Source organism: Polymorphobacter megasporae, from assembly GCF_018982885.2.
Lineage (GTDB): Bacteria > Pseudomonadota > Alphaproteobacteria > Sphingomonadales > Sphingomonadaceae > Polymorphobacter_B > Polymorphobacter_B megasporae.
Genome location: NZ_CP081848.1, coordinates 305,610 through 317,834 on the forward strand (window position 1 = coordinate 305,610; position 12,225 = coordinate 317,834).

At 67.6% G+C, this 12,225-nt stretch carries 7 protein-coding genes; 5 read left to right on the forward strand and 2 right to left on the reverse strand.

The annotated features are described in order from the left end of the window. Positions 1 to 87: 87 nt before the first annotated feature. The gene (locus KTC28_RS01510) at positions 88 to 609 is read right to left on the reverse strand and encodes a hypothetical protein (protein WP_216710156.1); all 522 of its coding nucleotides are present in this window, start codon (positions 607 to 609) and stop codon (positions 88 to 90) included. Positions 610 to 707: 98 nt separating this feature from the next. On the opposite strand from KTC28_RS01510, the gene KTC28_RS01515 reads away from it, so the two are divergent. Both KTC28_RS01515 and KTC28_RS01520 read left to right on the forward strand, forming a co-directional pair. After that, positions 708 to 6,125 (forward strand): beta strand repeat-containing protein, encoded by a 5,418-nt coding sequence (locus KTC28_RS01515; RefSeq protein WP_216710157.1) that lies wholly within the window; start codon positions 708 to 710, stop codon positions 6,123 to 6,125. A 31-nt stretch (positions 6,126 to 6,156) separates the two neighbouring features. After that, the gene (locus KTC28_RS01520; protein WP_216710158.1) at positions 6,157 to 6,705 is read left to right on the forward strand and encodes an OmpH family outer membrane protein; all 549 of its coding nucleotides are present in this window, start codon (positions 6,157 to 6,159) and stop codon (positions 6,703 to 6,705) included. A 14-nt stretch (positions 6,706 to 6,719) separates the two neighbouring features. Here KTC28_RS01520 and ppc read toward each other — a convergent pair whose 3' ends face one another. Next, the gene (gene ppc / locus KTC28_RS01525) at positions 6,720 to 9,410 is read right to left on the reverse strand and encodes a phosphoenolpyruvate carboxylase (protein ID WP_216710159.1); all 2,691 of its coding nucleotides are present in this window, start codon (positions 9,408 to 9,410) and stop codon (positions 6,720 to 6,722) included. 98 nt (positions 9,411 to 9,508) lie between these two features. On the opposite strand from ppc, the gene KTC28_RS01530 reads away from it, so the two are divergent. From KTC28_RS01530 to fghA, 3 genes are read left to right on the forward strand one after another with little or no spacing between them, the layout of a single operon-like run. Further along, positions 9,509 to 10,618: an S-(hydroxymethyl)glutathione dehydrogenase/class III alcohol dehydrogenase gene (locus tag KTC28_RS01530; protein WP_216710160.1), complete on the forward strand. Its 1,110-nt coding sequence runs from the start codon at positions 9,509 to 9,511 to the stop codon at positions 10,616 to 10,618. Positions 10,619 to 10,636: 18 nt separating this feature from the next. Beyond that, positions 10,637 to 11,020 (forward strand): VOC family protein, encoded by a 384-nt coding sequence (locus KTC28_RS01535; RefSeq protein WP_216710161.1) that lies wholly within the window; start codon positions 10,637 to 10,639, stop codon positions 11,018 to 11,020. Beyond that, entirely contained in the window at positions 11,020 to 11,856 is an 837-nt protein-coding gene (gene fghA, locus KTC28_RS01540) for an S-formylglutathione hydrolase (protein ID WP_216710223.1), read from the forward strand. Before KTC28_RS01535 ends, fghA begins: the two co-directional genes overlap by 1 nt. Positions 11,857 to 12,225 lie beyond the last annotated feature (369 nt).

The following is a 12,225-nucleotide window of genomic DNA, read 5'->3' on the forward strand; positions in this document are numbered from 1 at the left end:
TGCGGCGAATGCTAATCAGCAGATCGCCATCGGACAGGTCGCCGGCCTCGGCTCCGGAGCAGGCGCGACCGGTGCTATTTCATTAGGCTATGCAGCCGGGACGAACGTCACGGGGGCGCAAAATATCGGCATCGGCTCCGGTGCCGGGGTCAACAACGGTGCTGGCACAGGCGTCACCGGTACTCGCAACGTTGCCATCGGGACGACCGACGGCGTTGTGAACGCTGCCGGCACCAACGTCAGCGGTAACGACAACGTCGCGATCGGTACAGGTGCTGGCCTTGGCGTCACAAATGCCAGCACCGTGGCCATAGGCAGAAATGCTCTGGGCAGCGCGACCGGATCGGTTGCGGTGGGTGCAGGTGCCACGACGACCGTCGCCAACTCGGTCGCCCTGGGCGCTGGCTCGACGATCATTGCCGCTCCGACCGGGGCCGCGTTCAACGTAGCGACAGTCGCACCGGCCAGCCAGGTCGAAGTCGGCGGCCGCCGCGTTACTGGGGTGTCGGGCGGTTCGGCGCCGACCGATGCGGTCAACGTCGCCCAGCTTACTGGTACGGCGAACAATCTGGCGACGACGCTCGGCGGCAGCTTCAACGCCGCCGGCACCTATACGGCGCCGACCTACGCCACCGCCGCGGGCACGACGGCGACGACGGTGCAGGGCGCGCTGACCAACCAGACCGCCGCGATGACCCAATTGGGCAATGCGGCTGCAGCCAATGTCGGGGCCGGTGCCCTATACGCCCGGAACGGGCACGCTGTCGGCGCCAAGCTATACCGTGGCCAATGTCGGCGCGACCGGCGCCGTTGGCGCGCCGGGGGTGGCGACCAACACCGGCGCAGCGGTCGCCGGGCTCAGCACCGACGTCACCAACCTGGCCAACGCCCTGAACACCGGCACCGCCGGTCTCGTCCAGCAGGCCGTCGCCGGAGCGCCGCTGACCGTCGGGGCAGCAACCAACGGCACCAGTGTCAATTTCACCGGAACGGCAGGCACGCGGACTCTGAGCGGCGTCACCGCCGGAGTCGCGCCGACCGATGCAGTCAACGCCGGACAGCTGGCGGGACCGACGGCAACCGTCGGCGGCAGCTTCAATGGAGCTGGCGTCTACACGCCACCGACCTACACGACCGCTGCGGGCACGACGGCGACGACGGTCCAGGGCGCGCTGACCAACCAGACGGCGGCGACAACCCAGCTCGGCAACGCCGCGGCGGCAAGCCTGGGCGGAGGGGCGACCTATACGCCCGGGACCGGCACCCTTTCGGCTCCGGCCTATGCAGTCGCGAATATCAGTGCAACCGGGGCCGTTGGCGCACCAGGCTTGGCGACAAACACCGGAGCGGCGGTCGCGGGCCTCAACACCGATGTGACCAATCTGGCCAACGGCCTGACGAGCGGCACGGTCGGCCTTGTCCAGCAGGCAGTCGCCGGCGCGCCGCTGACTGTCGGTGCTGGGACCGATGGGACCAGCGTCAACTTCACCGGTACAGCCGGCGCCCGGCGGCTGGCGGGTATCAGCGCGGGCGTCGCGCTGACCGACGCGGCGAATGTCGGGCAGGTTGCCGCGGCAACCGCCAATGACGTGCAATACGACAATGTCGCGGGCGTCCGGCTTAACAGCGTCACCCTTGCCGGTGGCGCCCTCGGGCCCGTGACAGTGACCAATGTGGCGGCTGGCAGCCTGCTGCCCGGGTCGACCGATGCGGTCAACGGCACCCAACTGGGGGCGACCAATGCTAATGTGACGACCAACACGACGGCAATCACCAACCTGAACAACGGCACCGCGGGTCTGCTCCAGCAGGTTGGCGGCAGCCCGGGCATCGGCGGCCTGACCGTCGGCGCTGGCACTGCCGGTACCAACGTCAACTTCGCCGGCACCGCAGGCACGCGAACCTTGAGCGGTGTAACTGCAGGCGTCGCTGCCACCGACGCGGCCAACGTCGGCCAGGTGACCGCAGCGGTCGGAGCGGCCACCGCCAACGGCGTCGATTACGACACCGTTGCCGGCGTCCGCACGAATAGCGTGACGCTCGCCGGGGGCCTTCCCGGCCCGGTGACGGTGACGAATGTCGCGGCAGGCAGCCTGACGCCGTTGTCGACCGACGCGGTCAACGGGAGCCAGCTCGCCGCGACGAACACCAACGTCACCAACAACTCGACGGCGATCACCAACCTCAACAACGGCACCGCCGGCCTCGTCCAGCAAGCGTTGGCGGGTGCTCCGCTCACCGTTGGCGCAGCCACCGACGGAACATCGGTCAGCTTTGCCGGCACGGCCGGCACGCGGCGGCTGAGCGGTGTTAGCGCCGGCGTCGCTGCGACCGATGCCGCCAACTTTGGGCAGCTGGCAGCACTCGCCAGCACAACCGCCACGGCAACCGCGAACAGCGTCGATTACGACACGATCGCCGGCGTTCGCACCAACAGTGTGACTCTGGCCGGGGGCGTGCCCGGCCCTGTCACGGTGACCAATGTCGCCGCAGGCAGCCTGACGCCCTTGTCGACTGATGCGGTCAACGGAAGCCAGCTCGCCGCCACGAACACGAATGTCACGAACAACTCGACGGCGATCACCAACCTGAACAACGGGACCGCTGGTCTGCTCCAACAGGTCGGCGGCAGTCCGGGTATCGGCGGCCTGACCGTCGGCGCGGGAACCGCGGGTAGCAGCGTCAACTTCTCGGGCACCGCAGGCACACGAACACTGAGTGGCGTGACCGCGGGCGTCGCCGCCACCGACGCGGCGAACGTCGGCCAAGTGAGCGCAGCGGTCGGAGCGGCCACTGCCAACGGCGTTAATTACGACACGCTTGCCGGGGTGCGCACGAATAGCGTGACGCTGGCCGGAGGCCTCCCCGGGCCGGTCACGGTGACCAACGTCGCCGCGGGCAGCCTGACCCCACTGTCGACCGATGCGGTCAACGGAAGCCAGCTCGCCGCCACGAACACCAATGTGACCAACAACACGACGGCGATCGTCAACCTGAACAACGGCACTGCGGGTCTCGTCCAGCAGGCGGTTGCGGGTGCGCCGATTACTGTCGGTGCGGCGACCGACGGAACGTCCGTAAGTTTTGCGGGCACGGCCGGCCTTCGGCGGCTGACCGGAATAGCCGCGGGCATTGCTCCGACCGACGCGGCGAGCGTCGGCCAATTGGCGAGCGTCAGCACGCTTGCGTCTGGCGCGGTGCAATACGACGTCAACGGGCTCGGCGCGCGGTTGAACAGCGTAACACTGGCCGGGGGCGCCCCCGGTCCCGTCACGGTAACGAACGTCGCTCCGGGCGCGCTTAACGCTGTATCGACCGATGCGGTCAACGGCGCACAACTGTTCGCTACCAACGCCCAGGTGACCACGAATACCGGCAACATCACGAACCTGACCAATGGCACAGCCGGTCTGGTACAGCAGGTTGGCGGCTCACCGGGAGTCGGTCAGCTGACCGTCGGCGCTGCGACCGGCGGCACCAGCATCAGCGTTGCTGGTACCGCCGGCACACGCACCATTTCCGGTGTTACGAACGGAGTCGCGCCGAACGACGCGGTCAATGCCGGGCAGCTTGCCGCGACAAATACTGCGGTCGCCGGCAACACGACCAGCATCAACGCGCTGAACACCAACGTCGGTGCCCTGCAAACCGATGCCCTGCTCTACGACAGCGGGCTGGGAGCGTATAGCGCATCACACGGCGGCACTCCGCAGCGGATCACCAATCTGCAGGCAGGACTGATCGGTTCGACCAGCAGCGATGCGGTCAACGGCGCGCAATTGTTCGGCCTCGGCAGCACCGCAGCGGCGGCGCTCGGTGGCAGTTCGTCGTACAATCCCCTGACCAATCAGATAAACGCAGGCATCGTCTTCCGCGGTAATACCTACACCAGCGTTCAGGGTGCGGTGACGGCGATCGATAGCGCGTCCGCCACGGTCCCCAGCCGGTATTTCCATGCGACGTCCGCTGCTGCCGACTCGCAGGCCTTAGGAACGGACTCGACCGCAATCGGGCCGAGCGCGGTTGCCAATGCCGATGGCACCCTCGCTGCCGGCCGCAACGCCAAGGCGATGACGGCGGGCGCGGTGGCGATCGGCGATGGATCGACCGCAATGGCCGGGAAATCGGTTTCGATCGGGTCTCTCAATACTGCGGCGGGCGACGGCGCGGTTGCAATCGGCGATCCGAACGTTGCGACCGGCGACGGTGCAGTCGCGCTGGGCAAGGACAACCAGGCCACCGGCTTGGGTGCGGTCGCGCTTGGCAACACGAACCTTGCCACCGGGGTCGGCTCGGTCGCGATCGGCCAGACCAACCAGGCGACAGGCGATGGCTCGATCGCAATTGGCACGAGCAACGTCGTCAACGGCGTCGGCGCGCTCGCCTTCGGAAATCGTAACCAGGTAACCGGTGACGGTTCGCTTGCCTTCGGTTCGGACATCGTGACCGGCGGTGCCAATACACTGGCGGTCGGTAACAACACCACGACGATGGGCGATCGTGCGTCGGCGTTCGGTAATCTTGCCAGCGCGGACGGCCAGCAGAGCACGGCGGCGGGCTATGCAGCTACGGCCGATGGACCCTTCAGTGTGGCGGTGGGCACAAGTTCCACCGCGAGCGCGTACGCTTCGACGGCACTCGGACAAGGTGCCATTGCTTCGGGCGCCGGTTCGGTCGCGCTTGGCACAGGAGCACAGGCAACGCAGCGAGGCAGTGTCGCGCTTGGTGGCGCTTCGGCGACTCTTCGCGGTGCTGCTGCGGGCTACTCGGCATTCGGCCTCGCCCCGTCACAAGACTCTGTCGGCGAAATTGCCATCGCCCAGTCGCTTCCCTTTACCGATCCAGTGACCGGACTTCCGGCGGTTTTAGGCAATCGCCAGATTACCGGGGTGGCAGCGGGCAGTGCCGATACCGACGCGGTCAACGTCTCCCAGCTCCGCGGCGTGTCCAACTCCCTGGGCAGCGTCTTTGCCACCAGCCTCGGCGGCGGCGCATTCTATAATCCCGCCAACGGGGCCCTTACCGGACCGGCCTATGTGATCAACGGTGCGAGCTATACGTCGGTCGGCGACGCGCTTGCTGCGGTCAGCGGGGCCACCGCTGCGACGGCAAACGCTGCCGTCCTGTACGACACCCCGGCAAAAGATGTCGTGACACTCGGCGGTGCAGCTGGAACCACGGTCCGCAACGTTGCGCCCGCCACGCTCGCGGCAACGTCGACCGACGCCGTCAACGGCAGCCAGCTGTTCGCCACCAACCAGCAGGTCGGCGCGAACACTGCAGCGATCACGACGCTCAGCAACAACATCGCTGGGTCGACGATCAGCCCAGTCCAATATTCGAACGCCGCGACGCCGACCGTCTCCAACGGGGGCGTTGTCACTAACGATGTCACGCTGGTCGGCAGCAATGCTGCGCTGCCGGTGGCGGTGCACAACGTCGCTGCAGGGACGCTCGCGGCGGGTTCGACCGATGCGGTCAACAGCGCGCAGCTGTACTCGACCAACGCGCATGTCGCCGGGGACACGGCAGCGCTCGGTGGCGGCGCGGCCTTCAACCCCGCGACCGGCACCTATACCGCGCCGACCTACACCGTGCAGGGAGCCGCTGTGAACACCGTCGGCGGGGCGGTCGCGGCACTCGATAGCGCGGTCAGCCGGGCGCTCGTGGTGACGGCGAATACCGTCGGCTACGACGATGCCTCGCATGCCAGCCTGACCCTCAACTCGGGCGGTGCCGCGACGACCATCCATAATGTCGCGGCGGGTGTCGCTTCCGGAGACGCGGTCAACGTCGGCCAGCTCCAGGCGGCGTCTAACGCCACGCTGGCGTCGGCAGAAGGCTACACCGACCTCAAGATCGCGGGGCTCAACTATGACCTCCGCCGCCGCATGGATGCAACGGGTGCGAAGAGTGCCGCACTCGCCGGGGTACCCCAGTCGATCAACCCCGGTTCGGGCTTCATCGGTGCCTCGATCGGCGGACAGGGTAGCGAAGTCGCCTTCGCGATGGGTGTGTCGAAGGTGTTCGACGGGGCGCATCTCCCGGTCGTCAAGGCGGCGATCTCGGTCGACGCTCGCGGCTACAGCCCCAGCTACAACGTCGGTGCCGGCATCCACTTCTAGCACCGCCCCGCAGCACGGACATCGACTGTCGATGAAGATCGCGCTCCAACTGGCCTTGCTGGCGACCTTAACGGTCGCCAGCAAAGCCGTTGCCGAAACACCGGCCGCGGTGCCTCCCGGGTTTTGCCTGTTTTCACGGGGCACCGCGATCGCCTCCTCGCGCGCCGGCAATTCGGCGATCCATCAGCTGGATGAGCTGCAGAAGACGGCGGCCGCTTCGCTGGCTCGGCAGGAAGCAATGCTCAAACTCGAAGACCAGACGCTGGCGGGACAGCGCTCCAAGCTGTCCGCGACCGACTATCAGATTCGCCTGACCGAGCTTGAGATCCGGGTGCAGGACGTTGCCACCGCCAGGAGCCTCCACGACGAACAGGTTGCCCGGACCCGCGTCGCGGCCCAGGCGGCGATCGACGCCACGCTTGACCCGATCGTCGAAGCCTTGTTCCGCGAGAAACACTGCGCGGTCGTCATGGAGCGCAACAGCGCATATTTCTACGCCAACAACATAGATTTGACCGCCGAAGCGAGTCGCCGTCTCGACGCTGCTCTGGCCGGCCGCAGCGCCGAAGCCCGGCGCTAACGGCAATCACGGCGCTACCCGCTGTTACGCAAGCCGGCGGCAATGCCGTTGATCGTCAGGTGGATCCCCTCGGCGATGCGCGGATCGTCTTCACCCGCGCGGCGTCGCCGGATCAGCTCGATCTGCAATTCGTTAAGCGGATCGATGTACGGCAGACGCAGCCGGACCGACCGCGCGAGGGCGGGCTGGCGTTCGAGCAGATACGCCTCGCCGGTCAGGTCGAGCAGCGCGTCGCGGGTCTGGGTCCAGCCACCCTCGATCCGCCCGAATACTTTCGCCCGCAGCGCCGCATCGGGGACCAGCGCAGCGTAGCGGCCGGCGACCCCCATGTTCGATTTCGCCAGCACCATCTCGAGGTTCGACAGCGTCGCGGCGAGGAACGGCCATGCCGCGACCATCTCGGCGAGCAACCCGCGGTCGGCGAACCCGGCGAACGCATGGCCCGCGCCGTACCATCCCGGCAGCATGATCCGCGCCTGCGCCCAGCTGAACACCCACGGGATCGCGCGCAGGTCCTCGATCCGGTCGGACTTGGTCCGCGATGCCGGGCGCGAGCCGATGTTGAGCTCGGCGATCTCGGTGATCGGCGTGGCGGCGCGGAAGAAGGTGTTGAAGCCCGGCGTGCCGTAGACGAGGTCGCGATATTCGGCGTTCGCGGCGGCGCTGATCGACGCCATCGCCGAACGGAAGCGCGCGAAGTCGGCGGGGGCCAGCTTCGGCGGTTCGAGGCTGGCGAGGACAGTGGCGGCGGTCATCGTCTCGAGGCTCGCCTCGGCGGCGGCGGGAGTCCCGTATTTCGACGCGATGACCTCGCCCTGCTCGGTAATGCGGATGCGCCCGGCGACGGTGCCCGCTGGCTGGGCGCGGATCGCGGCGAAGGCGGGACCGCCGCCGCGACCGACCGCCCCGCCGCGGCCGTGGAACAGCTGCATCCGCAAATTGCGCGCGGCAAAGACCTCGGCAAGCTCGAGCGCGCCTTCGTGGAGCGACCAGTTCGACGTCAAATAGCCGCCGTCCTTGTTCGAGTCCGAATAGCCGATCATCACTTCCTGATAGCCGCGCGCAGCAGCAAGCGCGGCGGCCTTCGGGCGATCGAGATAGTCGGCCATGACCTGCGGCGCGGCTTCGAGGTCGGGAATCGTCTCGAACAGCGGCACCGCCATGATCGGGCAGTGCGGCGGATCATCGGGGATGTAGAGCCCGGCCTCCTTGAGCAGGACATAGACTTCGAGCAGGTTGGCGACGCCGCTCGTCTTCGACACGATGTAGGCGCGGATGACGTCGGGGCCGAACGCGGCGTGCGCGGCGGCGGCGGCGCGGGCGACCGCAAGCTCGCTCAGCGTCTCGTCGCCGTAGGTGGCGAACGGGTTGAACAGCATCCGCGGGCTGGCGAGTTCGGTACCGAGGACGGCAACGCGGGCATCATCGTCCATCGCCTCATAGTCGCCGGGAACGCCCGCGACCCGGAGCAATTCGGCGACGACGCGTGCATGGACATCGGCGTTCTGGCGCAGGTCGAGCGTCGCCAAGTGAAAGCCGAAGATGCCGACCGCGCGCACCAGCCGGTCGAGCCGCCCGGCGGCAAGCGCCTCGCCGCCGTGCGCGGTCAATGATCCGGTGATTGTCGCGAGGTCGGCGAGCAGGTCGGCGGCGCGCGGGTAGGCGATGGCGGGGACGATGCCCGGGCGGCGCGACGCATGTCCCGCGAGTGCGGCAAAACTCTCCGCGGTGCGTGCATAGACCCCCGACAAGGCACGGCGGTACGGCTCGTCGGCGCGGCTCGCCGAGGTGTCGCCGCTGGCATCGGCGAGCGCGGCGAGTTCGGGCGTGACCACGACGTTCGCCGCCGACATCGACAGCTCGGCCCCCAGCGCATCGAGCTCATCGAGATAATGGCCGATCACGACCTCGGCCGCCTTCGCCAGCGCGGTCTCGAGCGTCGCCGCATTGACGTTCGGGTTGCCGTCGCGGTCACCGCCGATCCAGCTGCCGGGGCGCAGGAACGGCGGCAGCGTCGTGCCAGTCGCCGCCTCCCAGCGCGCCTGCAGCCGCGGCAGCACCGTGATGAAGTTTCCGAGGTACGTCAGGACCGAGGCGATCTCGTCGCCGACGACCGGGCGAACCGCGCGTAAGGGGCGGGTCTGCCACAGGATGGTGATCTGGCGGATCAGCTCGGCTTCGGTCTCGGCGTCGCAGAAGCCGTCGCTGCACGCTGCCATCAGGCTGTTGATCGCACGTTCGCGGTCGATCACGCTCTTGCGGCGGACCTCGGTCGGGTGCGCGGTCAGGACCGGCGCGATCAGCGCGCCATCGAGCAACGCCGCGACCGCCGCCCGGTCGATGCCCTGCCCGCGCAACGTGTCGATTGCCCCCGCCAGCGTCGCCCCCGGCGCGGTTTCGGGTGACGACCGTCGGTCCTCTGCGAGGTTGCTCAGGATCGAGAACAGCAGGAAGCCGCGGACGAAACGCAGCGTGTCGCCAAGGTCGAGCCGGTCGAGGCGCGCGCCGAGGTCGGCCGCCGCCGCCGCGTCGCCGTCGCGGTGGGTGACGACCGAGGCGGCGCGGATGCCCTCGATCGCATCGAACACCGCCGCGCCCTCCTGTTCGCGGATGACGTCGCCAAGGAGCCGCCCGAGATAGCGGAGGTCGGCACGTCCGGCGTCAGCAGGTAAAGCGGGGGCAACGGGTGCGGCGAGCTGGTTCATCGCGCCAGTCAACCCGCATCGTCGCGGCCTGTCGAGCAGCGATTGCTGCGACGCACCGTATTGCCTATGCGGTGGCGCAAGCGAGATCGGAAACAACGATGAAGACACGGGCAGCGGTAGCGTTTGCGGCGAAAACCCCGCTCGAAATCGTCGAACTCGACCTTGAAGGACCGCGCGCCGGCGAAGTGCTCGTCGAGATCATGGCGACCGGCATCTGCCACACCGACGCCTACACGCTCGACGGCCTCGATTCGGAGGGGCTGTTCCCGAGCGTCCTCGGCCACGAAGGCGCGGGCATCGTCCGCGAGGTCGGGCCCGGCGTGACATCGGTCGCGGTCGGCGACCACGTCATCCCGCTCTACACCCCCGAATGCCGCCAGTGTAAGTCGTGCCTCAGCGGCAAGACCAACCTGTGCACCGCGATCCGCGCGACGCAGGGCAAGGGGCTGATGCCCGACGGGACCAGCCGGTTCAGCTACAAAGGCCAGCCGGTCTTCCATTACATGGGCTGCTCGACCTTCTCGAACTTCACTGTCCTGCCCGAGATCGCGGTGGCGAAGATCCGCACCGACGCGCCGTTCAAGACCGCATGCTACATCGGATGCGGCGTGACGACTGGGGTCGGCGCGGTGGTCAACACCGCCAAGGTCGCGCCGGGCGACACCGTCATCGTCTTCGGCCTCGGCGGCATCGGCCTCAATGTCATCCAGGGCGCGCGGCTGGCGGGTGCGGGGCAGATCGTCGGTGTCGACATCAACCCGGCGAAGGAGGATTGGGGCCGCCGCTTCGGCATGACCCACTTCGTCAACCCGAACGAGATCGACGACGACGTCGTCGGGCATCTGGTCGCGCTAACCGACGGCGGCGCCGACTATACCTTCGATTGTACCGGCAACACGACGGTGATGCGGCAGGCGCTCGAGGCGTGCCATCGCGGCTGGGGCACGAGCATCATCATCGGCGTCGCCGAGAGCGGCAAGGAGATTTCGACCCGCCCGTTCCAGCTCGTCACCGGGCGCAACTGGCGCGGGACCGCGTTCGGCGGGGCGAAGGGCCGGACCGACGTGCCCAAGATCGTCGACTGGTATATGAACGGGCGAATCGAAATCGATCCGATGATCACCCACGTCCTGACGCTCGACGAGATCAACAAGGGCTTCGAGCTGATGCATAGCGGCGAAAGTATCCGCAGCGTAGTCGTCTACTAAACCAAGGGGAGATAGAAGATGTTTAGTCACATGATGGTCGGCAGCAATGACATCGACCGGTCGAAGACGTTCTACGATGCGCTGTTCGGCGCGGTCGGCGGCAAGCCCGCGATCACCGATGAACACGGCCGGCTGATCTACATGCACAATGGCGGCATCTACATCATCACCAAGCCGATCAACGGCGAACCCGCTCACCACGCCAACGGCGGCACGGTCGGCTTCGCGATGCGTGGCCCCGAGCAGGCCGATGCATGGCACGCGGCGGGCGTCGCCAATGGCGGCACCGCGTGCGAGAATCCTCCGGGCGTTCGCACCGGCGGCATGGGCTCGCTCTACCTCGCCTATCTGCGCGATCCCGACGGCAACAAGCTGTGCGCGCTGCACCGCATGCCCGCCTGATGCCATTCGAGACGCTCAGCGAAGTTCGCGCACACGGCGGCATCCAGGGCGTCTACCGGCACGACAGCACCGCGACGGGCACGCCGATGACCGTCGCGGTGTTCGTGCCGCGGCACGAACCGGGCACCCGCCTGCCGGTATTGTGGTATCTGTCCGGACTGACCTGCACCCACGCCAACGTCATGGACAAGGGCGAATATCGCGCGGCGTGTGCCGAACACGGGATCGTCTTCATTGCGCCCGACACGTCGCCGCGCGGTGACGGCGTCCCCGACGATGCAGCGTACGACTTCGGCCAGGGCGCGGGCTTCTACGTCGACGCCACCCAAGCGCCGTGGGCGGCGAACTTCAGGATGCGCGCGTACATCGAGGACGAGCTGCCCGCGCTGATCGCTGCGAACTTCCCTGTCGACATGGCCCGGCAGGGAATCACCGGCCACTCGATGGGCGGCCACGGCGCGCTGACGATCGGGCTGCGCAACCCCGACCGCTTCCGCAGCGTCTCGGCATTCGCGCCGATCGTCGCGCCGATGCAGGTGCCGTGGGGCGAGAAGGCGCTCGGTGGTTATCTCGGACCCGACCGGGCAGCGTGGCGCAGATACGACGCCTGTGCGCTTATCGCCGACGGCGCGCGAGTCGCCGAGATGCTCGTCGACCAGGGCGACGCCGATAATTTCCTCACCGGCCAGTTGCGACCCGAGTTGCTCGCCGAAGCGTGCAGCGCGGCGGGGATCGACCTGACCCTGCGTATCCAGCCCGGCTACGACCACAGCTATGGCTTCATCTCGACGTTCATGGCCGATCATATCGCGTGGCACGCTGCCCGGCTGGGGTAACTCGTTGCAAAGACGGGAATATTTCCTCTCGCTGACTCGGCTGAGTTCCCTGAATTGACACCGGCGAAGCGGTTCGCGGTGGTGAAAGGTCACACGAAGTTCACGGAATGTGACATCGATTTGCGTTCTGACTTTGGCCCTTTTGAATACGCTCTACTGCCTCCCCTCCCCTTCAGGGGAGGGGCGAGAGACGGCGCACTTGCGCCGGCCCGGGGGTGGGGCTGTTCCAGCCTAAGGTGTTCGGGGCGACTCCCCCACCCCCGGCCCCTCCCCTAAAGGGAAGGGGAGCAGGAAGGGAAGATCGCGACCAACAATGAGAAAGAACACGGCACCGGCCTGACGGAACCCGACTCGAAGCCGGAGGCGTAC